Raw genomic sequence first — 26,848 nt, 5'->3', positions numbered from 1 at the left:
ATCCGCGCCGGCGCGCCGCGAGGTGTCCCCGGCGCCGCACCGCTCGGTGAGCGTGTCCAGGAGCCGCGCCGCGGCCCTGGAGGCAACCGCACCGGACTCCGACACTCGTCCGGCCGAGTCGCCCCAGGAGTCGAACGGCACCTCCGAGACCGTTCCGTCGAGCGGCCGGCGCGCGTCGTCCGGCGGGCAGACCGCAGTCGGCCCGTTCTCAGCCTCGTCGCGGCGGATGCGCCAGCGGCTTGCCCGGCTGGGCCGGACGCCGCAGGGCAATCCCGTGCTGGAGCCGTTGTTCCGGATCGTCCGCAGCACCCACCCCAAGGCCGACCTGGCGCTCATCGAGCGCGCCTACCACACGGCCGAGCGCTATCACCGGGGTCAGACCCGCAAGAGCGGCGACCCGTTCATCACCCATCCCGTCGCGGTGGCCACCATCCTGGCCGAGCTCGGCATGACGCCGCCGACCCTGTGTGCGGCGTTGCTGCACGACACGGTGGAGGACACGCCGTACACCCTCACCGAGCTCCGCAACGACTTCGGCGACGAGATCGCGCTGCTGGTCGACGGCGTGACCAAGCTCGACAAGGTGAAGTACGGCGAGAGCGCCCAGGCCGAGACCATCCGCAAGATGGTCATCGCGATGGCCAAGGACATCCGGGTGCTGGTGATCAAGCTCGCCGACCGGCTGCACAACATGCGGACGCTGCGATACGTCAAGCAGGCCTCCCAGGAGCGCACCGCGCGGGAGACCCTGGAGATCTACGCCTCACTGGCCCACCGCCTCGGCATGAACACGCTGAAGTGGGAGATCGAGGATCTCGCGTTCGCCACCCTGCATCCCAAGCTGTACGACGAGATCGTCCGGCTGGTCGCCGAGCGGGCACCCTCGCGCGACGAGTACCTCGCGAAGGTCATAGACCGGGTGCAGTCCGACCTGCGCGAGGCCAAGATCAAGGCGACGGTCACCGGCCGGCCCAAGCACTACTACTCGATCTACCAGAAGATGATCGTGCGGGGCCGGGAGTTCGGCGACATCTACGACCTGGTCGGCATCCGGGTCCTGACCGACTCCGTACGCGACTGTTACGCCGCTCTCGGCGTCATCCACGCGCGATGGAACCCCGTGCCCGGGCGGTTCAAGGACTACATCGCGATGCCGAAGTTCAACATGTACCAGTCGCTGCACACCTCGGTGATGGGGCCGGAGGGCAAGCCGGTCGAGATGCAGCTGCGGACGTTCGCGATGCACCGGCGCGCAGAGTACGGCGTCGCCGCCCACTGGAAGTACAAGGAGGACCCGACCGCCGGTCCGGAGACCGACAACGGCGGCCCCAACGACATGGCCTGGCTCCGGCAGTTGCTGGACTGGCAGCGCGAGACCGAGGACCCCGGCGAGTTCCTGGAGTCGCTGCGCTTCGAGATCAACTCCACCCAGGTCTACGTCTTCACCCCGCGCGGCGACGTGATCGCGTTGCCCACCGGTTCGACGCCGGTCGACTTCGCGTACGCCATCCACACCGAGGTCGGCCACCGCTGTATCGGCGCCCGGGTCAACGGCCGGCTGGTCCCGCTGGAGAGCCAGCTGGAGAACGGCGACCTGGTGGAGGTGTTCACCTCCAAGGCCGAGGGTGCCGCACCGAGCCGTGACTGGCTGAGCTTCGTCCGCAGCCCCCGCGCCCGCAACAAGATCCGGCACTGGTTCACCAAGGAACGCCGCGAGGAGGCCATCGACCAGGGCAAGGAGCAGCTGGCCCGGATGGTCCGCAAGGAGGGCCTGCCGCTGCAGCGGATGCTCACCCACGAGTCGCTGGCCACGATCGCGCGTGACCTGAAATACACCGACGTGTCGGCGCTGTACGCCGCGGTGGGAGAGGGCACCATCACCGCGCAGTCGGTGGTCCGCCGGCTGGTGGAGTCGGTCGGCGGCTCCGGCGAGGAGGCCGAGGACGTCTCCGAGGCGGTCATCATCTCCCCGGAGGCCGGCCGCAAGGAGCGGTTGCCCCGGGGCGACTCCGGCGTGGTCGTGAAGGGCGTGACCGACGTCTGGGTGAAGCTGGCCAAGTGCTGTACGCCGGTGCCGGGCGACGCGATCGTCGGGTTCGTCACCCGTGGCGCGGGTGTCTCGGTGCACCGCGGTGACTGTGTCAACATCGGCCACCTGACCGCCCAGCCCGAACGCATGGTCGAGGTCGAGTGGGCGCCCACGGCGCAGAGCCTGTTCCTCGTCGCGGTCCAGGTGGAGGCGCTGGACCGCGCCCGGCTGCTCAGTGACATCACCCGGATCCTGTCCGACCAGCACGTCAACATCCTGTCGGCGTCGGTGACCACGACCCGCGACCGGGTGGCCAAGAGCAGGTTCACCTTCGAGATGGGCGACCCGAAGCATCTCGGTCACGTGCTCCGCGCGGTGCGCAGCGTGGACGGTGTGTTCGACGCCTACCGCGTCACCAACTGATCTGCCGCCCACCGCCCAGAGCTGGATGCGGGGGACCGGCTCAGCCGGAGAACTCGTCGAGGGTCTTCTCGACTTCGGCGAGCCATGCCCGGCGGGCGTCCAGCGCCTCCTGTGCACGGCGTTCGCCGGCGACGTCGCCCTTCGCCTGCTGGGCCTCGAGGTCGCGTTCGAGGTCGGCGATGGAGTTGCGGAGCTGGGTGAGCGTGTCGTTGGCCCGGGCGCGCGTCTCGGGGTTGGTCCGGCGCCACTCGTTGCTCTCCGCGGACCGGATGGCTTCCTCGACCTTGCGCAGCCTGCCCTCGACCGTACGAACGGAGTCGCGGGGGACCCGCCCGATCTGGTCCCAGCGCGCCAGCAGCGAACGGTAGGCGTCCCGGGCGGTGCGGTGGTCGCGCACCGGCAGCAGGGCCTCCGCCTCGACCAGCAGCGCCTCCTTCTGCTCGAGGTTGGCGCGGTACTCCTCGTCCTGCTCGGCGAAGGTCGCGTTGCGGGCGTTGAAGAACCGGTCCTGCGCTGCCCGGAACCGCTTCCAGAGTTGGTCCTCCACGTCGCGGGCGGCGGGCCCGGCGGCCTTCCAGCGCTGCATGAGGGTGCGGAACTGCGTGGTGCCGCGGCCCCAGTCGGTGGAGTCGGCCAGCGTCTCGGCCTCGGCGGCGAGCGCCTCCTTGACCTGACGGGCGTCCTCGCGGCGTACGTTCAGCTCGGAGAAGTGCTGCTTGCGCCGGCGGGTGTAGGACGTACGGGCACTGGAGAAGCGGCGCCACAGCTCGTCGTCGGTCTGCTTGTCCAGCCGGGGCAGTGCCTTCCACTGCTCGAGTAGTTCGCGGAAGCGCCCGACGCCGTGCCGCCAGTCCGAGCCGGACGCCAGGGCCTCGGCCTCGTCCGCGATCGCGGACTTGGCCGACCGGGCCTCCTCGAGTTGCCGCTTGCGCTCGGTGCGGCGCTCGGCGCGCCGCCCGGCGATCACTTCCTCAAGCCGGTCGAGCCTGGCCGACAAGGCGCCGAGGTCACCGATCGCCTGGGCGCCTGCGAGGTTGCGGCGCTCGCGGCGCAGCGCGTTGTGGGCGTCGTCAGGGGCGAGGATGCCGCTCTCCACCCGGGAGGCGAGCAGGTCGACCTCCAGTGCGAGGGCGTCGTACTTGCGACGGAAGAAGGCCAGCGCTCCCTCTGGATCGCCGACCTGCCAGGATCCGATGGCGCGCTCGCCATCGTCGGTGCGGAGGTAGACGGTGCCGTCGTCCGCGACCCTGCCCCAGGGCTCCTCTGCCGTTCCGCTCACTGCACGCTCCCGTCGCAGATCACGTCGTCGTGACCTTGACATCTTTGCCGATGTCCGAGGACTCCGCCCGCCCGGTCCCCGCTTCCCCGTGATCGAACGGGGAGGAGTCACCGTAGCCAGTGAGGAATCCCTCGGCACCGGGTTTTTCGCCACCGACCAGGACCAGCCGACCCGGCTCCAGGCGTTGCTCGCCGTGGCGCGGACGATCGGCCCCGCTCCTGAGAATGTAGCCCGGCCCCGGCGCGGCCGGAGGTGCCGCGAGTACGCCGTTCCCCGCCGAGGTGCCCGCTCGGGTGCCCGGACGGGAGGCAGCGGAGGAATTGTCGCCGCGCAGGAGGAAGAAGACGAGGTAGATCACCGCGGCCACGGCAAGCACGCCGACGACGATCGCCACGATGATGCCGTTTCGCCGTGTCCGGCGCCTGCGAGTGGTACGGCGGACCTGCTGACGCTCCCAGTGCTGCCTCGCGAGGCGGCGTCGGCGCTGCTCTTTGGTGACCACCGAAGGCCCCGTTCTCTCCGCTTAGCTGTCCGATGACCGGTGTGCCAGTCTAGGAGACGCCCTGGGCCTGGTAGGGGAGTGTGTCCCGGTAATCGCCAGGACCGGCCAGGTTCGCCGCGCCGGACACGCCGCCGGTAGTCTTCGAAGGTCCCCCGTCTCGTCCCGACCGCCACCACCGGCCGCCTCGGGCCGCACCCGACCGCCACCCGACCGCAGAGGATCCCATGCTCGTCGCCGGCTTCCCGACCGGAGCGTTCGCCGCGAACTGCTACGTCGTGGCGACCGGGGCCGGGCAGGACTGCGTCGTGGTCGATCCGGGCCAGGACGCGGCCGGCGCGGTGGACGAGGTGGTCCGCGAGCACCGGCTCCGACCGGTGGCGGTGCTGCTCACGCATGGGCATCTCGACCACATGTGGTCGGTGCTGCCGGTGTGCGGGAGCTACGACGCGATCTGCTGGGTGCACCCGGCCGACCGGCCGCTGCTCGCCGACCCGTTGCGGGGCCTGCCGCCGGAGTGGGCCGGCGCGCTGCTCGGCGGCGGGCAGTCGTTCGCCGAGCCCGACGACGTACGCGAGCTCACCGACGGCGCCCGGGTCGACGTCGCCGGGCTGAGCTTCACCGTCGACCACACCCCGGGCCATACCAGCGGGTCGGTCGCGTTCCGTACTCCCGTCGAGGGGGACGTACGCGGGGCAGGTGCCCCCACGTGGACCGGCCAGGCGAGCGCGGCGCCCGAGCTCATGTTCGGGGGCGACCTGCTCTTCGCCGGGTCGATCGGACGCACCGACCTGCCGGGCGGTGACCATCCGGCGATGCTGCGCAGCCTTTCCGACAAGGTGCTGCCGCTCGACGACCGGATCGTGGTCCTGCCCGGCCACGGTGACCAGACGACCATCGGCCGGGAACGCCAGACCAATCCCTTCCTGAGAGGGCTCGTGCCCGGCCCGGCACGGAGCGGGTGAAGATCGCAGATGAGTTTCCAGGCGCCCAAGGGCACCTTCGACGTCGTACCCCCGAGATCGGCCACCTGGCTCGCCGTGCGGGAGGCGCTGAGCCGACCGCCGCGGCTGGCGGGTTACGACTACGTCGAGACACCGTTGTTCGAGGACACCGGGCTGTTCGTCCGCGGCGTGGGTGAGTCGACCGACGTGGTGACGAAGGAGATGTACACCTTCGCCGACCGGGGCGGCCGCTCGCTCACGCTGCGGCCGGAGGGCACGGCCGGCGTGCTGCGCGCGATCGCCGAACGCGGCCTGCACCGCGGCCAGCTACCGGTGAAGGTGTGGTACGTCGGGCAGAACTTCCGGTACGAACAGCCGCAGTCCGGCCGCTACCGCCAGCACACCCAGGTCGGGGTGGAGACGATCGGCGGCGACGACCCGGCGCTGGACGCCGAGGTCGTCTGGATGGCCTGGCGGGCCCAGCGGCAGCTCGGCCTCACCGGCACCCGGCTGCTGCTGAACAGCCTGGGCTGCCGGGAGTGCCGCCCCGCCTACCGCGAGCTTCTCCAGGACTTCCTGCGCGGGATCGACCTGGACGACGACACCCGCCGGCGGGCGGCGATCAACCCCATGCGGGTGCTCGACGACAAGCGCCCGGAGGTCCAGGCCCAGCTGGCGGACGCACCGCTGATCACCGACCACCTCTGCGGCGCGTGCAAGGAACACCACGAGCAGGTCCGCTCCTACCTTGCCGACCTCGGCGTGGAGTGGGAGGACGCGCCGCGCCTGGTGCGCGGGCTCGACTACTACGTACGCACGACGTTCGAGCTCGTCCACCCCGGGCTCGGCGCGCAGTCCGCCATCGGCGGCGGCGGCCGCTACGACGGGCTGCTGGCCACGATCGGCGGCCCCGACCTCGGCGGGGTCGGCTTCGGGCTCGGCCTGGACCGCACCGTGCTGGCCGTCGAGGCGGAGGGCCTGACGGTGGGGGAGACCAGCCGGTGCGACGTGTACGTCGTACCCCTCGGCGCATCGGCCCGGCGGCGGACCGTAACCCTGCTGCGCGATCTGCGCGAGGCGGGCGTACGGTCCGACACGACCTACGGCGGGCAGGGCCTCAAGGGCGCGATGAAGGCGGCCGACCGTTCCGGCGCGGCGTTCGCACTCGTCCTCGGCGACCGCGACCTGGAGCAGGACAGCGCACAACTGAAGGACCTGCGCAGCGGCGGCCAGCGGCCCGTCCCGCTCGCCTCACTGGTCGACGTCGTGGCGGACGCGCTGGCGACCGCGCACGCCGAACAGGACCAACCAGGTCACAACGCACCACGGCAGGACCAGGCAGCACCGACAACGAAGGAGACGCACGGGTGATCCGTACGCACGAGGCCGGCACGCTCCGCGCCGACCATCTGGACGCGACCGTGACCCTGGCCGGCTGGATCGCCCGGCGCCGCGACCACGGCGGCGTGGCGTTCCTCGACCTGCGTGACGCCTCCGGAACCGTCCAGGTGGTGATCCGCGACGAGGAGACCGCGCACGGCCTGCGTCAGGAGCACTGCCTGCGGGTGGTCGGAGAGGTCCGCCGCCGTCCGGAGGGCAACGCCAACCCCAACCTGCCCACCGGCGAGGTGGAGGTGGTGGCCAACCAGGTGGAGGTGCTCAGCACCGCCGAGGCGCTGCCGTTCCCGATCGAGGAACACCACCAGACCCCGGTCAACGAGGAGGTCCGGCTGCGGCACCGCTACCTCGACCTTCGCCGGCCGGAGATGGCGGAAAAGCTGCGCACCCGGTCGCGGGTCACCCGGCTGATCCGCGACGTGATGGACGAGCACGGCTTCGTCGACGTGGAGACGCCCTACCTCACCCGGTCCACCCCCGAGGGCGCCCGCGACTTCGTGGTTCCGGTCCGGTTGCAGCCGGGCAGCTGGTACGCCCTCCCGCAGTCGCCGCAGCTGTTCAAGCAACTGCTGATGGTCGCCGGCATCGAGCGCTACTACCAGATCGCGCGGTGCTTCCGGGACGAGGACTTCCGTGCCGACCGGCAGCCGGAGTTCACCCAGCTCGACGTGGAGATGTCGTTCTGCGACACCGACGACATCATCGCGCTGACCGAGCGGGTGCTCGCCCGGGTGTGGAAGACCGTTCTGGGGTACGACATCTCGCTGCCGATCCCGCGGATGACCTACGCCGAGGCGATGCGCAGGTTCGGCATCGACCGGCCCGACCTGCGCTTCGGCAACGAGCTGGTCGACTTCACCGACTACTTCGCGCAGACGTCGTTCCGGGTGTTCCAGGCCAAGGGCGAGGACTTCCACGTCGGCGCCGTCGTGATGCCCGGGGGAGCGGGGCAGGCGCGCAAGGAGCTGGACGCCTGGCAGGAGTGGGCCCGCTCGCGCGGCGCGAAGGGTCTGGCGTACGTGCTGGTGGGTGAGGGCGGTGAGCTCGGCGGCCCGGTGGCCAAGAACCTCTCCGAGGACGAGCGCGCCGGTCTCGCCGAACATGCCGGCGCGAAGCCGGGGGACTGCGTCTTCTTCGCGGCCGGACCCCGCACCGAGGCGCTGGCGCTGCTGGCGGCGGTGCGGCTGGAAGTGGGAGAGCGCTGTGGCCTGATCGACCACTCCCGCTGGGAGTTCTGCTGGGTGGTCGACGCGCCGATGTTCGAGCCGGTGGAGACCTTCGGCGGGGAGAAGGGGTGGACGGCGATCCACCACCCCTTCACCGCGCCGACGCCCGAATGGGCCGACCGGTTCGAGGAGGACCCCGGCCAGGCGCTGTCCCAGGCGTACGACATCGTGCTGAACGGCAACGAGATCGGCGGTGGGTCGATTCGTATCCACCGGGCCGACGTGCAGCAACGCGTCTTCGACCTGATCGGGCTGTCGCAGGAGGAGGCGGCCAGCCAGTTCGGCTTCCTTCTGGAGGCGTTCAAGTACGGCCCGCCGCCGCACGGCGGCATCGCGCTCGGCCTGGACCGTCTGGTGGCGCTGCTGACCGGTGCGGAGTCGATCCGCGACGTCATCGCGTTTCCCAAGAGCGCGTCCGGTGCGGATCCGCTCACCGGGGCGCCGACGCCCATCTCGCCGGCCCAGCGCCGGGAGGCCGGGATCGACGCGGCTCCGGGCAAGCCGTCCGGAACCGGCCGTCATCGCGCGGAGGACCCGAAGGTCACAGATACGGCAAACAGGGACGACACAGCGTCAGGAAGCTGACTCCGCTCCGGCATCGAACATCATCGAATGTCGTCGACGGGATTCCCCGTCAAGTACCCGTCGATGACGTTTCTGTTTCGGCGGCCGACCCATTCGGGTCGGCCGCCGTTTTCATTACCCAGCGTGCCGTAGCCGCTGCAATTCGCTTACCAAATGTCATGGCAAGCGTTTACAAATCGTGATCCAAGCGGCGCTGTGTATATGCCCGATGTCGTTTATCGTCAGCGTCACATTCTTCGTACACAGCGCGTCGCCGACTGCTGTGTGTTGTGATTCGTAAGCCAGAAAGGCATACGGGCACCTATGGCGGACCCGACCCTGCTCGAGACCGGTAGCAGTACACCGGTCGCCCCTCCGGACAACCCGGTCAAGAGCAAGTCTCCGACGCAGATAGCGCTGGAGCGGCTTCGTAAGGACAAGATCGCCATCATCTGCGCGGTCGTCGTTCTTTTCTTCGTTCTGCTCGCGGTCTTCGCCGACGTCATCACCGCCGTCACCCACACCGACCCGAGCACCCTCCACCAGGACCTGGTCGACGAGTACGGCTTCCCGACCGTCAAACCCAGTGCGGCACACCCGTTCGGGCTGGAACCCCGCCTGGGCAGGGATCTGTTCGCCCGGTGGGTGGAGGGCAGCCGCCCGTCCCTGATCGTCGCGACCAGCGCGGCCGTCATCTCCACGGTCATCGGCACCGCGATGGGCCTGCTGGCGGGCTTCCTGGGCGGTCGGATCGACCGGGCGATCTCCTGGCTGATCGACCTGATGCTGTCGATGCCGCTGATCCTGTTCGTGTTCGCGATCGTCCCGGTCGTGCAGGCGCGGTTCGCCTCCGACGACGCCACCGTCTCCAAGGTGCGCCTGTGGTCACTGGTGGCGATCTTCGCGATCTTCGGCTGGACCGGCCTCGGCCGGCTGGTCCGGGCACAGGTGCTGTCGCTGCGGGAGCGGGAGTTCATCCAGGCGGCCCGGGCGATCGGCGTACCGACCCACCAGATCCTGTTCCGCGAACTCCTGCCCAACCTCACCGGGCAGATCATCGTGTTCCTGTCGCTGGCGGTGCCGAGCTACATCGCTTCGGAGGCAGGGCTTTCCTACCTCGGGATCGGCCTGACCGAGCCGACACCCTCGTGGGGACGCACGATCAACTCCGCGCTCACCTACTACCAGACGTACCCCATCTACTTCTGGCAACCGGCGCTGGCGATTCTCGTTCTGGTGCTGGCACTGAACCTTCTCGGCGACGCGATCCGCGACGCCTTCGACCCAACGACTCGTCGGTAGCACGTGCCGACGGCCACAAGCAAGGAAGGCAAGTAAGTGACTCGTATGCGATGGAGAAGGTTGGCTGCGGCCGCCAGCGTGCTCGCGCTCGGCGCAACGGCCGCCTGTGGGGGAGGCGCCTCGCCTTCGGAGAAGGCGCAGGAGCAGCAGAAGAAGCAGCAGCAGGGTGGTTCTTCCGCCGAGGCGCCCAAGGGAGGCGGCTTCGACGTCGTTCTCGACGCCAACGCCAAGGGTCCGGCCAAGGACATCGCCGGCGCGCAGAAGGGCGGCACCGCGACCGTCCTCACCGCGGCGGCGCCGGAGACCTTCGACCCCACCCGGGCCTACTACATCGACTCCCTGGCGGTGCTGCGGCTGACCGCGCGCACCCTTACGGCGTTGGAGCTTCGCGCGGACGGGAAGTACTACCTGGTCCCGGACCTGGCCACCGACCTCGGCCAGCACAACGCGGACTACACCGAGTGGAAGTTCACCCTCAAGAACGGCCTGAAGTACGAGGACGGCTCCCCGATCAAGGCCCAGGACATCGCGTACGCGGTGAAGCGGTCCTTCGCCACCGAGGAACTGCCCGGCGGCCCGACGTACCAGCAGAGCTACTTCCTGGACGGCACGAAGTACAAGGGCCCGTTCAAGTCCAAGGCCAAGGGTGGTGGCCTGGACTACGCCGGGGTGGAGACGCCTGACGACAAGACGGTCGTCCTGAAGATGGCCAAGCCGTTCCCGGACCTCGCCTACTACGCGACGTTCCCGGTGTACAGCCCGATTCCGCAGGCCAAGGACACCAAGGATGCCTACGGGAACAAGCCGCTGGCGGCGGGCCCGTACAAGTTCGACAGCTACCAGAAGGGCAAGCGCCTGGTCCTGGTCAAGAACGACCAGTGGGACCCCAAGACCGACCCGGTGCGCCACCAGTACGTCGACAAGTACGACTTCAAGTTCAGCCAGAACCCGATCAAGCTGCAGGAGCAGCTGATCGCCGACAACGGCCCGGACCAGACCGCGATCACCTACGACGGTGTCGACTCCTCGCTGCTGCCCAAGATCCAGGGCAAGGAGCCGGAGAAGCGGATGCTGACCGGTGACGGTACCTGCACCGACTTCATCTATCTCGACACCCGGCGGATCCCGCTCGAGGTGCGCAAGGCGCTGGTCACGGCGTGGCCGTTCGACTCGATCCACAAGGCGGGTGGCGACAGCCCGTTCACCTACACTCCCGCCACCACCATCCTGCCGAAGGTGACGCCGGGCTTCGTCAAGTACGACCTGTTCGGCAACGGCGGCAAGGGTGACGGCGACCCGGTCAAGGCGAAGAAGATGCTGGAGAAGGCGGGCAAGCTCGGCTTCGACGTCGTGTGGGCCTACTCCAACGACAACGACATCGCGGCACAGGTCTCCGCGGTGCGGGCGCAGAAGCTGAAGGCCGCGGGCTTCAAGACCACCGCGATCCCGATGCCGCGCGACCAGGTGCGGGCGGAGTTCGACAACCCGAAGTCGAAGATCAACATCCGGCCGCTGGGCTGGTGCCTGGACTGGCCCTCGGGCACCACGGTGTTCCCGGCCATCTTCGACGGGCGCCTCATCTCGCTCAACCCGAACTCGGCGCCGAACAAGTCGTTCCTGAACGAGACCGACATCAACTCCGAGATCGACCGGATCTCCGCGCTTCCGCTGCAGAAGCAGGAGCCGGAGTGGGCCAAGCTCGACAAGACGATGATGCAGAAGTACGTGCCGGTCATCCCGGTCGACTACAACAAGACCAACTTCCTGTTCGGCTCCAAGCTCGGTGGTGTCGTCCTCGACCCGTTCAGCGGCGGGCCTGACTTCACCAAGCTGTACGTGAAGCAGTAGGTAGCACCCGGCGGGTGGGAAGGGCGATCCCCTTCCCACCCGCCGCACGGTCAACTGTCTTTCGGGCCGCACCGCGAGGTTGCCAACATGTTCGGATACATCGTGCGACGGATCGTCGCCGGCATCGCCGTGATCCTTGTGGTGATGGTCGCGTCGTTCTTCCTGTTCTTTCTCGGGCCGTCCCAGCCCGAGTACTCCATCTGCGGCAACCGCAACTGCACGCCCGACCGGCTCGCCGACATCCGGCGCAGCCTGTCCCTGGACAAGCCGGTACCCGAACAGTTCGCGGAGTTCTTCACCGGCATCGTCACCGGGCGGGAGATCCACTCCGGCGGGTTCGTGAAGAAGTGCGACGTGCCCTGCCTGGGCTACTCGTTCGTGGCCGACCAGCCCGTCACGACGATGATCGTGCAGGGGCTTCCGGTCACGATCTCGGTCGCGCTCGGGGCGATGGTCATCTTCACGGTGTTCGGCGTCACCACCGGCGCCCTGGCGGCGATCCATCGAGGAACGCTGTGGGACAAGACCCTCGTCAGCGGGTCGATGGTGCTGACGTCGTTCCCGTACTATCTCGTCGCGCTGCTCGCCGCCATCTATCTCACGATCCAGTACCAGGTGCTTCCGCGCAGCGGGTACGAACCATTACTGGAGAATCCGCTCGGCTGGTTCAAGGGCCTGCTGCTGCCGTGGGTCGTGCTCGGGGCGGTGTACGCCACGAGCTACGCCCGCTACACCAGGGCCGCCATGGTGGAGGCGCTCGGCGAGGACTTCGTCCGCACCGCGCGGGCCAAGGGACTGACCGTACGCAAGGTCAACTTCAAGCACGCGCTCCGCGCCGGCCTGACCTCGGTGGTGACGATCCTCGGCCTCGACCTCGCCAACCTGCTCACCGGCACGGTGTTCACCGAACAGATCTTCAACGTGCAGGGGCTCGGACTGATCGCCCTCAACGCCTTCGGCAACGGCGACCTGCCGGTCATCATGGGATCGGTGCTGTACGCGTCGTTCCTGCTGGTGGCGCTCAACATCGTCGTCGACATCGTCTACAGCTTCCTCGACCCGCGGGTGCGACTCGGATGACCACGAACGACAGGCCCCAGACCACGGGAGCGACCGGTTCGGCCGGGACTTCCCGAACCTCCGCGGACGACGGCACGCCGTTCCTCGCGGTGGACGACCTCTCCGTCCGCTTCCCGACCCCCGACGGCGTAGTCAACGCCGTCACCGAACTCTCCTACGACGTGCACCTGGGCCGGACCCTCGGCATCGTCGGCGAGTCCGGGTCCGGCAAGAGCGTGTCCAGCATGGCGATCATGGGCCTGCACGACCGGCGCCGGGCGAAGATCACCGGCAGCATCCGGCTGCAGGGCACGGAGCTGGTGGGTGTGGACGACGAGCGCATGCGGCGCATCCGCGGCAACGCCGTCTCGATGATCTTCCAGGACCCGCTGTCCAGCCTGCACCCGTTCTTCAGCATCGGCGACCAGATCGCCGAGGCCTACCTCGCCCACCACAAGGCGTCCAAGGGGCAGGCCCGCAAGCGGGCGATCGAGATGCTGGACCGGGTGGGCATCCCGCAGGCATCCCGGCGGGTCGGCGACTACCCGCACCAGTTCTCCGGCGGCATGCGCCAGCGGGCGATGATCGCGATGGCGCTGGTCAACGACCCCAAGCTGCTGATCGCCGACGAGCCGACCACGGCCCTGGACGTGACGGTGCAGGCGCAGATCCTCGACCTGCTGCAGGACCTGCAGCGGGAGTTCGGGTCGGCGATCATCCTGATCACCCACGACCTCGGCGTGGTGGCCGAGGTCGCCGACGACGTACTGGTGATGTACGGCGGCCGCTGTGTGGAGTACGGCACCGGCAAGCAGATCCTCACCCGGCCCGAACACCCCTACACCTGGGGACTGCTGTCCAGCGCACCGCACCTGACCGGTGACCCGGACCAGCGGCTGAACCCGATCAAGGGGATGCCGCCCAGCCTGATCAACCTGCCGTCGGGGTGTTCGTTCCACCCGCGTTGCCCGTACGCGCCGCGGCTGCCCGACGACCGGTGCAGCACCACCCTGCCCGACCTGCGGCCGGGCGGGCGGGTTCCGAACCACGTGAAGGCCTGCCACCTACCGGATCCGGACGAGATCTTCGTCGAAGAGATCCTGCCGCGGATCGGGTGAGGGAGAAGCTGCCATGACCGAAAGCACCACCACACCCACGACCCGTGGGACCAACGCGCGGCGGCAGGTCGGCGACCCCACGGCCCCGCTGCTGGAGGTACGCGACCTCGTCAAGCACTTCCCGGTCCGCTCCGCCGGCGTGGTCCGGCGGGTGGTCGGCCAGGTCCAGGCGGTGGACGGCGTCTCCTTCACGGTGGGGCGCGGGGAGTCCCTCGGCCTGGTCGGCGAGTCCGGCTGCGGCAAGTCGACGACCGGCCGGCTGATCACCCGGCTGCTGGATCCGACCGGCGGCGAGGTGCTCTTCGAGGGCACCGACATCAGCAAGCTGACGGGCCGCAGGCTGCTGCCGTACCGGCGCAAGATCCAGATCATCTTCCAGGACCCGTACTCCTCGCTGAACCCACGGCACACCGTGGGCAGCATCATCGGCACCCCGCTGCGGGTGCACGACATCGTTCCCCGGAACAAGGTGCTCTCGCGGGTGCAGGAACTCCTCGAGGTGGTCGGCCTCAACCCCGAGCACTACAACCGCTATCCGGGCGAGTTCTCCGGCGGCCAGCGGCAGCGGATCGGGATCGCCCGGGCACTGGCGGTGCGGCCCCAGCTGATCGTGGCCGACGAGCCGGTCAGCGCACTGGACGTGTCGATCCAGGCCCAGGTCGTCAACCTGCTGGCGGACCTGCAGAAGGAGTTCGGCATCTCCTTCGTGTTCATCGCCCACGACCTGGCGGTGGTACGCCACTTCTGTCCCCGGGTCGCGGTGATGTACCTCGGGAAGGTCGTGGAGATCACCGACCGCGAGCGGCTGTACTCCCGCCCGCACCACCCGTACACCCAGGCGCTGCTGTCCGCGGTGCCCGACGTGGGGCAGGCGGCGATCGGCGGCCGGCGCGAGCGGATCCGGTTGTTCGGCGACGTGCCCAGCCCGATCGACCCGCCGTCGGGATGCCGGTTCCGTACGCGGTGCTGGAAGGCGCAGGACATCTGCGTCACCCAGGAACCGCCGCTGGTGCAGATCGCCGGCGGCCACCGGGTGGCCTGCCACTTCGCGGCCCCGCCGACGGCGGCGGACGCCCAGGCGAGCCAGGTGGCCGCGGCCGCCGCGGCCGAGGGTGACGGCGAGGTCCACCCGGAGGACCTCACGTCGCTGCGCTGAGCCGCGCCGACAGCCGGCGGATAGTCTCGGGGCCGTGACCGACGAGGCGTTGTTCGAGGTGTCCGGCCGGGCCGGCGAATCCGGCAGCCATGGCGGACCGGGTGGCACGGGTGGCCCTGGTGCGGGCGGGGCGCCCCGGGGTTCGGGGAGCCTGTCCGACACCGACCACCAGGCGGCGCCGCTGGCCGTACGCATGCGTCCCCAGACCCTCGACGACCTGGTCGGCCAACGTCAGCTGCTGGCGCCGGGTGCGCCGCTGCGCCGGATGGTCGAGGGCGACCAGGCAATGTCGCTGCTGCTGTGGGGACCGCCCGGCTCGGGGAAGACCACCATCGCCTCGATCGTGAGCCGGCAGACCAACCGCGCGTTCGTGGAGGTCTCGGCCGTCTCCGCCGGGGTGAAGGAGGTCCGCACCGTCATCGACGCGGCCCGCCGCGACCTCGGCCGGGGCCGGGAGACGGTGTTGTTCGTCGACGAGGTGCACCGGTTCAACAAGGCCCAGCAGGACGCGCTGTTGCCGGGCGTGGAAAACCGCTGGATCTCGCTGGTCGCGGCGACCACGGAGAACCCCTTCTTCTCCGTCATCTCCCCGCTGCTGTCGCGTTCGCTGCTGTTGCGGCTGGAGCCGCTGTCCGACGACGACATCGGCGAGCTGGTCGACCGGGCGGTCGTCGACGAGCGCGGACTGGCCGGCGCGGTGGACCTGGTCGCGCAGGCCCGCGAGCACCTGGTCCGGATGGCCGGCGGCGACGCCCGGCGGGCCCTGACCTACCTCGAGGCCGCGGCCGGCGCCGCGCGGTCCAAGGACTCCCGCGAGGTCGACCTGGCCACGCTGGAGACGGCGGTCGACCGGGCCGCGGTCCGCTACGACCGCGACGGCGACCAGCACTACGACGTCGCCAGCGCGTTGATCAAGTCGATCCGGGGCAGCGACGTGGACGCCGCGCTGCACTACCTTGCCCGGATGGTCGAGGCGGGGGAGGACCCCCGGTTCGTCGCCCGCCGCCTGGTGATCTCGGCCAGCGAGGACATCGGGATGGCCGACCCGACCGCCCTCGGAGTCGCGGTGGCGGCCCACCAGGCCACCCAGTTCGTCGGCCTGCCCGAGGCCGCGATCAACCTCGCCCAGGCCGTCATCCACCTCGCGCTGGCACCGAAGTCGAACGCCGTGGTCACCGCGATCGGGGCGGCCCAGGCCGACGTGCGGTCGGGCCGGATCGGCCGGGTGCCGGCGCACCTGCGCGACGCGCACTACAGCGGCGCCAAGAAGCTCGGCCACGGCTCCAGCTACCGCTACGCCCACGACGACCCCCGCGGGATCGTCGCGCAGCAGTACGCACCCGACGAGATAGCCGGCCGGGTCTACTACCAGCCCACCGGCCGGGGCGCCGAAGGTGCCGCGGCCCAGCGCCTGGAGCGGATCCGGCGCATCCTCGCCGGTGACGAGTGAGGGTGCCGCGGCGGTCCCGCACAGCGGCTCACGGCGGCCCCGTCCCGGCGGAGGAATCCTTCGGGCAAACCGTGCCATGTCGGTGCCACGACACGGTACGCAGGGGCGGCGCGCGCCGCGCCGTCAACCGTTATAGGTTTGGTCGCCATGACTGCCGGTGAAATCGCGGGCTTGATCGCGGCCGCGGCGCTGCTGCTGCTCGTGGGGCTTCTCGCCTACCCCATCCTCAAGCTCGGCAAGGTGCTGGACGAGACCCGCCTGCTCGTCCGGGGCGTCTCCGACGAGAGCGTACCTTTGCTGGGAGAGGTCACCACGACGGTGACGACCACAAACGCCCAGCTCGAACGCGTCGATGCGATCACCTCGCGGGTGCAGACCGTGTCCGAGAACGTCGCCGGCCTGAGTTCGCTGTTCGCGGCCACGCTCGGTGGACCCCTGGTGAAGGCGGCCGCCTTCTCCTACGGCGTACGCCGGGCGATCACCGCCCGCAGCCGCCGCGACATGGAGCGCGAGGTGCGTTCGCAGATGCGTGGCGGCCGTCGCCGTAAGGAGGCCGACGTCGCATGAGGCGATTGGTGTGGGTCGTGGTGGGCGCCACCGTCGGCGTCGTCGTCGTACGCAAGCTGTCCCAGCAGGCGGAGATCTTCAGCCCCCAGGGCCTGGCCAGGCAGCTGGGCGGACTCGGCGAGGCCGTACGCGCGTTCGGCGAGGAGATCCGGGCCGGCATGGACGCCCGCGAGCAGGAGCTGCGCAGCGCCCTCGCGCTGGACGCGTCCGAGCCGAACGGGCACGCGGGTCTGGACGTCGAGGCCGCCACGCGCCTCGCCCGTGACCCGAACTCGAGCTGGAGGGACGGAAACTGATGGACACGGCGGAGATTCGCCGACGCTACCTGCGCTTCTTCGGAGAGCGCGGCCACACCGTCGTTCCATCGGCCTCGCTGCTGCTCGACGACCCCAACCTGCTGTTCGTCAACGCGGGCATGGTGCCGTTCAAGCCCTACCTGCTGGGCCAGGAGACGCCGCCCTACCCCCGGGCGACCAGCGTGCAGAAGTGCGTGCGCACCGGTGACATCGAAGAGGTCGGCAAGACCACCCGGCACGGCACGTTCTTCCAGATGAACGGCAACTTCTCCTTCGGCGACTACTTCAAGGAACAGGCGATCGAGTCCGCCTGGGAGCTGGTCACCCGCCCTGTCGGCGAGGGCGGCTTCGGCCTGCCGGAGTCCCGCATCTGGGTGACCGTCTACCACGAGGACGACGAGGCGGCCCGGATCTGGCAGCACCGCATCGGGCTTCCCGAGCAGCGGATCGTGCGCCGCGGCATGGCCGACAACCTGTGGTCGATGGGCGTGCCCGGCCCGTGCGGACCGTGCAGCGAGCTCTACATCGACCGCGGCCCGGCATACGGCCCCGAGGGCGGCCCGGAGGTCGACGAGGACCGCTTCCTGGAGTTCTGGAACCTCGTCTTCATGCAGTGGGTGCGCGGCGAGGGCCCGGCCAAGGAGGGCTACGAACTGCTCGGCGACCTGCCGGCCAAGAACATCGACACCGGCATGGGCCTGGAGCGGATGGCCGCGCTGTTGCAGGGCGTGGACAACATCTACGAGAACGACGAGATCCGGCCGGTCCTCGACCGCGCGACCGAGCTGAGCGGCCGCTCCTACGGCACCGACCACCAGACCGACGTACGCCTGCGGGTCGTGGCCGACCACGTGCGCTCGGCGCTGATGATCGTCAGCGACGGCATCTCGCCGGGCAACGAGGGACGCGGCTACGTGCTGCGCCGGATCATCCGCCGGGCCGTCAACCAGATGCGGCTGCTCGGCGTCGACGAGGCCACCATGCCCGCGCTGCTGCCGGTCAGCCAGTCGCGGATGAAGCTGTCCTACCCCGAGTTGGAGCGTGACTGGCAGCGGATCAGCTCGGTCATCTACGCCGAGGAGGAGACGTTCCTCGGCACGCTGAAGACCGGTGCGCAGATCTTCGACCTCGCGGCCACCGAGACCAGGCAGTCCGGTGGTTCGGTGCTGGCCGGGGCCAAGGCGTTCCAGCTGCACGACACCTACGGCTTCCCGTTCGACCTGACCATGGAGATGGCGGCCGAGCGCGGCCTGTCGGTGGACGAGGAGGGCTTCCGCCGGCTGATGGCCGAGCAGCGCACCCGCGCGAAGCAGGACGCGGCAGCTCGCAAGACCGCGCACGCCGACCTGTCCGCCTACCGCTCGGTCGCCGACACCCTCGGCCACTCGGTGGAGTTCACCGGGTACGACGAGGTGGTGTCGGAGGGGCGCGTGGCCGGTCTGCTGGTCGGCGGCGAGCCGGTCACCTCCGCACGCGAGGGCGAGACCGTCGAGCTGGTGCTGGACCGCACGCCGTTCTACGCCGAGTCCGGTGGTCAGCTGGCCGACGAGGGCGTGGTCGAGCTGGCCAACGGTGCGCGACTGGTCGTCCACGACGTCCAGTCACCGCTGTCCGGGCTGATCGTGCACCAGGCGAAGGTGCTCGAGGGCGAGGTCGTGCCGGGCACCTTCGCCCAGGCCCTGGTCGACGTCGAACGCCGGCGCGCGATCTCTCGCGCACACACCGCGACCCACATGGTGCACAAGGCGTTCCGGGAGGCGCTCGGTGAGACCGCGGCGCAGGCGGGCTCGGAGAACGCGCCCGGCCGGTTCCGGTTCGACTTCACCTCCACCGGCCCGGTCCCTGAGGCCGTGCTGGCCGAGGCCGAGGAGCGCGTCAACGACCTGTTGCTCGCCGACCTGCCGGTGACCGCGGAGGAGATGCCGCTGGTCGACGCGCGCCAGGCCGGCGCGATGGCGCTGTTCGGTGAGAAGTACCCCGACGTGGTGCGGGTGATCTCCGTCGGCGACTGGGCACGGGAGCTGTGCGGCGGTACGCACGCCGGTCGCTCCGGCCAGCTCGGCGTGGTCAAGCTGCTCTCGGAGTCCTCGATCGGTGCCGGCATCCGCCGGGTGGAGGCGCTGGTCGGCGCGGACGCCTACCGCTTCCTCGCCCGCGAGCACGTGCTGCTCGGTCAGCTCGCCGAGGCGGTCAAGGCCCGCCCGGAGGAGCTTCCCGAGCGGGTGGCCGGCATCATCGACCGGCTGCGCACCGCCGAGAAGGAGCTGGAACGCATCCGGGTGCAGCAGGTGCTCGCCACGGCCGGCCGGCTCGCCGCCAACCCCAAGGACGTGTTCGGGGTGTCGCTGGTCGCCCACCGGGTGGACGGCGCCTCGGCCGGTGACCTGCGCAAGCTGGCGCTGGACGTGCGCGGCCGGATGCCGACCGACCGGCCGGCCGTGGTCGCCGTCGTCGGCGCCAGCGGTGGCCGGCCCTCGGTGGTGGTGGCCGTCAACGACGAGGGCCGCAACTGGCGGCTTTCGGCAGGTGCACTGGTCAAGATCGCCGCCGGGGTGCTCGGCGGTGGCGGCGGGGGCAAGGACGACGTCGCGCAGGGCGGCGGCACCGACCCCGGTAAGGCCGACGAGGCCCTTCGCGAGGTCGAGTACGCCGTCGGCACGCGGGTCACGAGCAGCTGAGCGCGGACGGCGACGATGCGCGGCGGCGTACGGCTGGGTGTCGACGTGGGCGATGTCCGAATTGGGGTAGCCCGCTGCGACCCGTCCGGATATCTCGCGGTCCCGGTGGAGACGGTCCGGCGCGGCCCGGGTGACTTCGACCGGCTGGCGGCGCTGGCCGAGGAGTCGGAGGCGGTCGAGGTCGTCGTCGGGTTGCCGGTGTCGCTGTCGGGCCGGGAGGGGCCCGCCGCGGCGAAGGCCCGCGAGTTCGCCGGCGAACTCGCCGAGCGGCTCGCACCGGTTCCGGTGCGGCTGTTCGACGAACGTCTGTCGACGGTGGGTGCGCAGCAGGGGTTCAAGGCACAGGGGCGGTCCATCAAGAGCACCAGGAACCGTATCGACCAGGCGGCGGCTGCAGTCATCCTCCAGAACGCGCTCGACACCGAACGTTCCACCGGAAAGCCGCCGGGCTCGACCGTAAGGAGAACGACCGCCAGTGAGTGAGCTCGGGTTCCAGACCTCCGGCCGCGTACGCCACCGTCGTGGACGCGGCTGTGTCGCCGTCCTGATCGCACTGGCCGTGATCGGCGGCCTGGGCGCCGTCGCGGTGATCAAGGGCCGCGCCCTGCTGTCGGACGTGTTCAGCGTCCCGGACTACACCGGCTCCGGCCAGGGCCAGGTCGTGGTCCAGATCGAGCAGGGTGAGTCCAGCACCGACATCGCCGACACCCTGGAGCAGAAGGACGTGGTGAAGAGCGCGGAGGCGTTCACCCGCGCGGCCCGCAGCGACTCCAGGGCGCTGTCGATCCAGCCCGGCTACTACCGGCTGCGGGAGCAGATGGCGGCCAAGAACGCGCTGGGGCTGCTGCTCGACCCCGACGCCAGGATCATGGAACGCGTGACCGTGCCGGAGGGCCGGCGCGTCTCCCAGATCGTGTCGATCCTCTCGGACAAGACCAAGATCCCCGCGTCGGAGTTCCAGCAGGCGCTGAAGGACCCGTCCTCGCTGGGGCTGCCGAAGTACGCCAGGGGCAAGGCGGAGGGGATGCTGTTCCCCGCGACGTACGACATCGACCCGGGGACCACCGCGGCCTCGCTGCTGAGCGACATGGCCAAGCGGCACAACCAGGTGAGCACCCAGCTCGGCCTGGCCGACAGCACAGCGCAGACCGACTTCGACCCGCTGCAGGTGGTCACGGTCGCCAGCCTGGTCGAGGCGGAGGCCCGCCGGCCCGAGGACTTCCCGAAGGTCGCCCGGGTGATCTACAACCGGGTGGCGAAGAACCAGCGGCTGCAGCTGGACTCGACCGTGCACTACGCGATCAACCGCTACAACACTCCCTCGACGACCCAGGCCGAACGCGCCAACCCCTCGCCGTACAACACCTACGCGCACGCGGGCCTGCCGCCGGGTCCGATCAACTCACCCGGTGAGCGTGCGCTGCGCGCGGCCATCCATCCCGCCGAGGGCTCGTGGATGTACTTCGTGACCGTCAATCCGGACACCGGTGAGACGAAGTTCGCCACCACGCTCGCCGAGCACGAGAGGTACGTGCGGCAGTTCCAGAGCTGGTGCCGTTCGCACTCCGACCGCTGCTGACGGCCGTGAAACCCGAAGAGAAGCACGTACGCCGGTGCGCGGTGCTCGGCTCACCGATCGCGCACTCCCTGTCGCCGGTGCTCCACCGCGCGGCGTACGCCGAGCTGGGCCTGCCGTGGCGCTACGACGCCTTCGACGTGGGCGAGGAGGGGCTGGCCGCCTTCCTCGCCGGGCTCGACCCTTCCTGGCGCGGCCTGTCCCTGACCATGCCGCTCAAGCGCGCCGTCATCCCGCTGTGTGACGAGGTGGCCGAGCCTGCCCGGCTGGTCGGCGCGGTCAACACCGTCCTGCTGGCCGGGGGCCGGCGTACGGGCACCAACACCGACGTACCCGGCATGGTCGAGGCACTGCGCGAACGCGGCGTCAGGACCGTCCGCCACGTCCTGCTGGTCGGCGTGGGCGCCACTGCCTCCTCCGCTCTTGCCGCCTCGGCGGCGATGGACGCGAGCCGGGTGTGGGCGCTGGCCCGCGACCCCGCCCGCGCCCAGGACCTGCAGCGGCTCGCGACCGAACTCGGCGTCGACCTGCGCGTCGTCGCCTGGGGAGACGCGGCGGCCGACCTGCCGGCGCGGGTGGACCTCGCGGTGTCCACCGTCCCCGACGAGGCGGCGGCACCGGTCGCCTTCGAGGTCACCCGGCGGGCCGAGGTGGTCTTCGACGCGCTGTACGACCCGTGGCCGACCCGGCTGGCGCAGGCCGCCGACCAGGCCGGGCTGGTGGTGCTCGGCGGGCTGGACCTGCTGGTCCACCAGGCCGCGTTGCAGGTGGAGCAGATGACCGGAAAGACTCCCGCGCCGGTGGCCGCGATGCGGGCCGCCGGCGAGCACGCCCTGCGCAGCCGGGCCGGGTAGTGCGCCGAGGTCCCGGCCGCGGGGCCATGCCCCCGCGTCGCTCGTCGATCGCCGGGTCCGCCCGTGACCGCCCTGGCCGCCCCTGTGGACAAGCGGCCACAACCCCGCGCCGGCCGCTAGGCTCCGTCACCGTGACGGCATGGAACATCGCGTTCGTGGCGGGTTGCGTCGCGGTCGGCGGTGTCGCCGGGACACTGGTACCGGCCTGGGTGGCGCGCCTGCCCGATCCGGCCCGGCCAGACGAGGAGTTCGACAGGGAGAGCGCCGACGCGGTCAGCGGCGAGGTCGACCGGGGGATCGGCGGGACCGGTGGGTCCGGCGGCGACGACGGTCCCGAGCCATACGACACCCCCGTCTCCTACGCCGAGCTCGCCCGCTGGCCCGCGCTGCCCGTGGTGGCCGCCGTCGCGACCGGCCTGACCTGGGGCCTGCTGGCCTGGCGGCTGGGACCCGACGCGGCCCTGCCGGCCGTTCTCTACATCGCCCTGGCCGGAATCCTGCTCGGCTACGTCGACCTGCGGGTGCGGCTGCTGCCCAACGCCGTGGTCCTGCCGTCGTACGCCGTGGTGGTCGGGCTGCTCGGCGGCGCCGCGCTGGTCACCGGTGCCTGGACCCGGCTTGCCTGGGCGCTGGTCGGCGGGGCGGCACTGTGGCTGTTCCTGGCGTTGCTGGGGACGCTCGCCCCGTCCGGGCTGGGCTTCGGTGACGTCAAGCTGGCCGGGGTGCTCGGGGTCGGCCTGGGCTGGTTCGGCCTGCCGTACGTCCTGGTCGGCACGTTCGCGGCATTCGTGCTCGGCGGGGTGGTGAGCCTCGGCCTGGTCGTGGCCGGCCGCGCGCACCGCAAGACCGCGATCCCGTTCGGGCCGTTCCTGCTGGCGGGATTCCTGCTCACGGTGATGTACGGCGAACCCGTGCTCGGCTGGTACCTCACGCGCTGAGCCGACGGGTGCCGTGAAAGACTTTCCGGCATGCTTCGGTGGCTCACCGCGGGCGAGTCGCACGGCCCCGCCCTGGTCGCAATTCTCGAGGGACTGCCGGCCGGCGTCCAGATCACCACTGACGACGTCAGCCGGCAGCTGGCTCGTCGGCGGCTGGGCTACGGCCGCGGCGCCCGGATGTCGTTCGAACGTGACGAGCTGGACTTCCTCGGCGGCGTCCGGCACGGCCGCACGCTCGGTGGTCCGGTCGCGGTGCGCGTCGGCAACAGCGAGTGGCCCAAGTGGGCCAAGGTGATGGCCGCCGACCCGGTGGACCTCGACGAACTCGCCAGCCTGGCCCGCAACGCCCCGCTGACCCGGCCCCGCCCCGGCCACGCCGACCTGGTGGGGATGCAGAAGTACGGCTTCGACGAGGCCCGCCCGGTGCTCGAACGCGCCAGCGCCCGGGAGACCGCGGCCCGGGTCGCGCTCGGATCGGTCGCCACGGCGTTCCTGAGCCAGGCACTGGATGCGACGGTCCTCAGCCACGTCGTCGAGCTGGGCACGGTGCGCGCGCCGGCGGGCAGCGTTCCGTCGGCGGGTGACCTGGAGCGGATCGACGCCGACCCGGTGCGCTGCCTGGACCCCGCCACCAGCCAGGCGATGGTGGCCGAGGTGGACACCGCGCACAAGGAGGGCGACACCCTCGGCGGCGTCGTCGAGGTGGTCGTGTGGGGACTTCCGCCCGGACTCGGCAGCCACGTGCACTGGGACCGTCGCCTCGACGCCCGGCTCGCGGCCGCGCTGATGGGCATCCAGGCGATCAAGGGTGTCGAGGTCGGCGACGGGTTCGAACTGGCCAGGACCCGCGGGTCGGCCGCCCAGGACGAGATCGAACGCCGCGACGACGGTCTGCGCCGCACCTCCGGGCGTTCCGGCGGAACCGAGGGCGGCATGTCGACCGGTGAGCTGCTGCGGGTACGCGCGGCGATGAAGCCGATCTCCACCGTGCCGCGTGCCCTGCGGACCGTCGACGTGGCCACCGGCGAGGAGGCTCGGGCCCACCACCAGCGCTCCGACGTGTGCGCGGTGCCGGCCGCCGGTGTGGTCGCCGAGGCGATGGTGGCCCTGGTCGTCGCCGACGCCGTACTCGAGAAGTTCGGCGGAGACTCGGTGCCGGAGACCCGGCGCAACGTCGCCTCCTACCTCGACCAGCTGAGCATCCGGTGAGCGCGCCCCGAGTGGTCCTCATCGGCCCGCCGGGTGCCGGCAAGAGCACCGTGGGCACGCTGGTCGCCGAACTGCTCGGCGTGACGTTCCGCGACACCGACACCGACGTGGAGACCGAGACCGGATCGGTGATCGCGGACATCTTCGTCGACCAGGGCGAGGTCGCGTTTCGCCGGCTGGAACGCGCCGCCGTCCGCCGGGCGCTGACCGAGCATCCGGGCGTACTCGCCCTCGGCGGCGGTGCGGTCCTGGACGCCGACACCCGCCGGGACCTGTGCAGCCAGCACGTGGTGTTCCTGGACGTCTCGCTCGCCGACGCGGCCCGCCGGGTCGGCCTGGACACCTCCCGGCCGCTGCTGCTCGGGAACGTCCGCGGCCAGCTCAAGCAGCTGATGGACGCCCGGCGTCCGCTCTACGGCGAGGTCGCCTCGGTGGTGATCTCCACCGACGGGCGCGAGCCCGCCGACATCGCCGGCGAGGTGGTCCGCACGGTGCGGGGCACCGGCCCGGCGGGGGAGCACCGGCCGTGAGCGAGTCCGTCCGGATCCCGGTCCGCACCTCCCGGCCCTACGACGTCGTCGTCGGAACGAACGTCCTCCACGAGCTGCCCGGCCTGCTCGGCGACGGCGTACGCAAGGTCGCCGTCGTGCACCAGCAGGCCCTGACCGCGACCGGGGAGCGGATCCGCGACCTGCTGACCGGGCGCGGCTTCTCGGCGTACCTCCTGGAGGTCCCCGACGCCGAGCAGTCCAAGACGGCCGAGGTCGCCGCCCGCTGCTGGTCCGCGCTCGGCGAGTGGGGCTTCACCCGCTCCGACGCGCTGGTCGGGGTCGGCGGGGGAGCGACCACCGACCTCGCCGGCTTCGTCGCGGCCACCTGGCTGCGCGGCGTGGCGGTCGTACAGGTGCCGACCACGTTGCTCGGCATGGTCGACGCGGCCGTCGGCGGCAAGACCGGCATCAACACCGCCGAGGGAAAGAACCTCGTCGGCGCCTTCCACGAGCCGGTCGGCGTCCTGTGCGACCTGGCCGCCCTGCGCACCCTGCCGGCGCCCGACTACGTGAGCGGGCTGGCCGAGGTGGTCAAGTGCGGGTTCATCGCCGACCCGGTGATCCTGGACCTGATCGAGGCCGACCCCGCTGCCGCCGCCGACCCGGCCGGCGACCCGGCCGGCGACCTCACCGCCGAACTCGTGGAACGCTCGGTCCGGATCAAGGCCGCGGTCGTCGCCGACGACCTCACCGAGACCTCGGCCACCGCCGGCGGCGGCATCGGCCGTGAGGTGCTCAACTACGGGCACACCATGGGGCACGCGATCGAGCGTGCCGAGCACTACCGCTGGCGGCACGGCGCCGCGGTGTCGGTCGGCCTGGTCTACGTCGCCGAACTCGCCCGGCTGGCCGGCCGACTGGACGAGCAGACGGCGCGGCGGCACCGCGACATTCTTGAACTGCTCGGCCTGCCGACCGCCTACCGCGGGGCCGACTGGCCGAACCTGCTGGCCGGGATGCGGCTGGACAAGAAGGCGCGCGGAGATCTCGTACGCTTCGTCGTCCTCGACGGCCTGGCCAAGCCGGGCCTGCTCGAGGGACCCGACACCGCGCTGATGCGCTCGGCGTACGACACGATCTCGGGCTGAACCCCGCAGGCGCAGGCCCGCGGGCCCAATGGCTGGGCGGCACCCTCAGCCGGGGCGTACGCCCGCGGCGTCCCTGATCTCCTTGCCGTGCGCGGCACCGGAGCCGCGGGCGCAGTGGGCGCAGCAGAAGAACCTGCCGTCGACCTCCACCCCGTGTCCGATGATCCGGCAGCGGCACTGCTCACACACCGGAGCCAGCCGCTGCACCGCGCACTCGAAGGAGTCGAACGTGTGCACCGCACCGCTTCCGGTGTGTACCTCGAACGACATCCAGTAGTCGTTGCCGCAGACCTCGCAGGCGCTCATGGCAGAAAGGCTTCCCGGCCGCGCGCACCCGCACACCCGGGTCAGGCGTACCGGCTCGACTCCGGCGCCGGTTCCGGCGTCGAGGCAGGGGCCGACGCCGAGGGGGCCGCGGACAGCACGTGGTCCAGCATCTCCCGCGAGGTGGCGAGCTCGTCGATGGCGCGGCTGATGCGCTCGCGTTCCCGGCGAAGCTGGGCGACCAGATCGGGGCAGGTGGGGACGAGCCGGTCGTCGTCGGTACGCACGCATGGCAGCACCTGGGCGATCGTCGCCGTCGGCAGGCCGGCGGCGAGCAGGCAGCGGATCCGCCGGACGGCCTCCACGTCGGTCTCGCTGTAGATGCGGTAACCGCTCGGCAGCCGGTCGGGGGCGAGCAGCCCCTGCTGCTCGTAGTAGCGCAGCAGGCGCTCGTGTACGCCGGTCCGCGCCACCATCTCCTTCATCCGCATCCGCGGGACACCTCCGCTCGTGACTCGTGGGGCTGCGCGGA

The 26,848-nt window shown here is 70.8% G+C and carries 24 protein-coding genes; 20 read left to right on the top strand and 4 right to left on the bottom strand.

Going from position 1 to position 26,848, the window contains the following annotated elements:
• Window positions 1-226 precede the first annotated feature (226 nt).
• Entirely contained in the window at window positions 227-2,452 is a 2,226-nt protein-coding gene (locus F4554_RS16000) for a RelA/SpoT family protein (protein WP_179791581.1), read from the top strand.
• A gap of 40 nt (window positions 2,453-2,492) precedes the next feature.
• On the opposite strand, the gene F4554_RS15995 is transcribed toward F4554_RS16000, so the two are convergent.
• Both F4554_RS15995 and F4554_RS15990 read right to left on the bottom strand, forming a co-directional pair.
• On the bottom strand, window positions 2,493-3,731 hold the full coding sequence (locus tag F4554_RS15995; protein WP_337796064.1) for a DUF349 domain-containing protein: 1,239 nt from the start codon (window positions 3,729-3,731) through the stop codon (window positions 2,493-2,495).
• Window positions 3,732-3,750: 19 nt separating this feature from the next.
• Window positions 3,751-4,125, bottom strand: a complete 375-nt coding sequence (locus tag F4554_RS15990; RefSeq protein ID WP_179788110.1) for a hypothetical protein — start codon at window positions 4,123-4,125, stop codon at window positions 3,751-3,753.
• A 332-nt stretch (window positions 4,126-4,457) separates the two neighbouring features.
• Between F4554_RS15990 and F4554_RS15985 the strand changes: the two genes are divergently transcribed.
• The 19 genes from F4554_RS15985 (at window position 4,458) to aroB (ending at window position 26,052) form a co-directional block, all read left to right on the top strand.
• Window positions 4,458-5,195, top strand: coding sequence for an MBL fold metallo-hydrolase (locus F4554_RS15985; protein ID WP_179788109.1), 738 nt, complete (start codon window positions 4,458-4,460; stop codon window positions 5,193-5,195).
• 9 nt (window positions 5,196-5,204) lie between these two features.
• Window positions 5,205-6,545, top strand: coding sequence for a histidine--tRNA ligase (gene hisS / locus F4554_RS15980; RefSeq protein ID WP_179788108.1), 1,341 nt, complete (start codon window positions 5,205-5,207; stop codon window positions 6,543-6,545).
• A complete protein-coding gene (gene aspS, locus F4554_RS15975; protein ID WP_179788107.1) occupies window positions 6,542-8,383 on the top strand; it encodes an aspartate--tRNA ligase in 1,842 nt (613 codons plus the stop codon). Before hisS ends, aspS begins: the two co-directional genes overlap by 4 nt.
• Window positions 8,384-8,686: 303 nt before the next feature.
• Window positions 8,687-9,664: an ABC transporter permease gene (locus F4554_RS15970; protein WP_179788106.1), complete on the top strand. Its 978-nt coding sequence runs from the start codon at window positions 8,687-8,689 to the stop codon at window positions 9,662-9,664.
• Between the two features lie 60 nt (window positions 9,665-9,724).
• Window positions 9,725-11,512 carry an ABC transporter substrate-binding protein gene (locus F4554_RS15965; protein ID WP_179788105.1) on the top strand — a complete coding sequence of 596 codons (1,788 nt, stop codon included), beginning with the start codon at window positions 9,725-9,727 and terminating at the stop codon, window positions 11,510-11,512.
• An 87-nt stretch (window positions 11,513-11,599) separates the two neighbouring features.
• Window positions 11,600-12,592, top strand: coding sequence for an ABC transporter permease (locus F4554_RS15960; protein WP_179788104.1), 993 nt, complete (start codon window positions 11,600-11,602; stop codon window positions 12,590-12,592).
• A complete protein-coding gene (locus F4554_RS15955; RefSeq protein ID WP_179788103.1) occupies window positions 12,589-13,689 on the top strand; it encodes an ABC transporter ATP-binding protein in 1,101 nt (366 codons plus the stop codon). The genes F4554_RS15960 and F4554_RS15955 overlap by 4 nt, the downstream gene beginning before the upstream one ends.
• A gap of 13 nt (window positions 13,690-13,702) precedes the next feature.
• A complete protein-coding gene (locus tag F4554_RS15950; protein WP_179788102.1) occupies window positions 13,703-14,845 on the top strand; it encodes an ABC transporter ATP-binding protein in 1,143 nt (380 codons plus the stop codon).
• 151 nt (window positions 14,846-14,996) lie between these two features.
• Window positions 14,997-16,295 carry a replication-associated recombination protein A gene (locus F4554_RS15945; RefSeq protein WP_238342023.1) on the top strand — a complete coding sequence of 433 codons (1,299 nt, stop codon included), beginning with the start codon at window positions 14,997-14,999 and terminating at the stop codon, window positions 16,293-16,295.
• A 147-nt stretch (window positions 16,296-16,442) separates the two neighbouring features.
• A complete protein-coding gene (locus tag F4554_RS15940; RefSeq protein ID WP_179788101.1) occupies window positions 16,443-16,862 on the top strand; it encodes a DUF948 domain-containing protein in 420 nt (139 codons plus the stop codon).
• Window positions 16,859-17,158 (top strand): DUF6167 family protein, encoded by a 300-nt coding sequence (locus tag F4554_RS15935; protein WP_179788100.1) that lies wholly within the window; start codon window positions 16,859-16,861, stop codon window positions 17,156-17,158. The genes F4554_RS15940 and F4554_RS15935 overlap by 4 nt, the downstream gene beginning before the upstream one ends.
• On the top strand, window positions 17,158-19,836 hold the full coding sequence (alaS, locus tag F4554_RS15930) for an alanine--tRNA ligase (protein ID WP_179788099.1): 2,679 nt from the start codon (window positions 17,158-17,160) through the stop codon (window positions 19,834-19,836). The genes F4554_RS15935 and alaS overlap by 1 nt, the downstream gene beginning before the upstream one ends.
• Window positions 19,837-19,851: 15 nt before the next feature.
• Window positions 19,852-20,319 (top strand): Holliday junction resolvase RuvX, encoded by a 468-nt coding sequence (gene ruvX / locus F4554_RS15925; RefSeq protein WP_179788098.1) that lies wholly within the window; start codon window positions 19,852-19,854, stop codon window positions 20,317-20,319.
• Complete coding sequence (gene mltG / locus F4554_RS15920) at window positions 20,312-21,415, top strand: endolytic transglycosylase MltG (RefSeq protein WP_179788097.1); 1,104 nt, start codon at window positions 20,312-20,314, stop codon at window positions 21,413-21,415. Before ruvX ends, mltG begins: the two co-directional genes overlap by 8 nt.
• Before the next feature lie 5 nt (window positions 21,416-21,420).
• A complete protein-coding gene (locus F4554_RS15915) occupies window positions 21,421-22,266 on the top strand; it encodes a shikimate dehydrogenase (protein ID WP_179788096.1) in 846 nt (281 codons plus the stop codon).
• 131 nt (window positions 22,267-22,397) lie between these two features.
• Window positions 22,398-23,204 carry a prepilin peptidase gene (locus tag F4554_RS15910; protein WP_179788095.1) on the top strand — a complete coding sequence of 269 codons (807 nt, stop codon included), beginning with the start codon at window positions 22,398-22,400 and terminating at the stop codon, window positions 23,202-23,204.
• A 30-nt stretch (window positions 23,205-23,234) separates the two neighbouring features.
• Window positions 23,235-24,413: a chorismate synthase gene (aroC, locus tag F4554_RS15905; protein WP_179788094.1), complete on the top strand. Its 1,179-nt coding sequence runs from the start codon at window positions 23,235-23,237 to the stop codon at window positions 24,411-24,413.
• Window positions 24,410-24,943 carry a shikimate kinase gene (locus F4554_RS15900; RefSeq protein ID WP_179788093.1) on the top strand — a complete coding sequence of 178 codons (534 nt, stop codon included), beginning with the start codon at window positions 24,410-24,412 and terminating at the stop codon, window positions 24,941-24,943. The genes aroC and F4554_RS15900 overlap by 4 nt, the downstream gene beginning before the upstream one ends.
• Entirely contained in the window at window positions 24,940-26,052 is a 1,113-nt protein-coding gene (gene aroB, locus F4554_RS15895; protein ID WP_179788092.1) for a 3-dehydroquinate synthase, read from the top strand. Before F4554_RS15900 ends, aroB begins: the two co-directional genes overlap by 4 nt.
• A gap of 45 nt (window positions 26,053-26,097) precedes the next feature.
• Here aroB and F4554_RS15890 read toward each other — a convergent pair whose 3' ends face one another.
• Together F4554_RS15890 and F4554_RS15885 are read right to left on the bottom strand one after the other, a co-directional pair.
• Window positions 26,098-26,358, bottom strand: coding sequence for a Prokaryotic metallothionein (locus F4554_RS15890; protein ID WP_092882752.1), 261 nt, complete (start codon window positions 26,356-26,358; stop codon window positions 26,098-26,100).
• Window positions 26,359-26,399: 41 nt separating this feature from the next.
• The gene (locus F4554_RS15885) at window positions 26,400-26,807 is read right to left on the bottom strand and encodes a MerR family transcriptional regulator (protein ID WP_179788091.1); all 408 of its coding nucleotides are present in this window, start codon (window positions 26,805-26,807) and stop codon (window positions 26,400-26,402) included.
• Between the last annotated feature and the right edge of the window lie 41 nt (window positions 26,808-26,848).

The organism is Actinopolymorpha rutila, assembly GCF_013407855.1.
GTDB classification, from domain to species: Bacteria; Actinomycetota; Actinomycetes; order Propionibacteriales; family Actinopolymorphaceae; genus Actinopolymorpha; species Actinopolymorpha rutila.
Note: the sequence above shows the minus strand (reverse complement) of the source record. Positions and strands in the feature narration are given on the sequence as shown.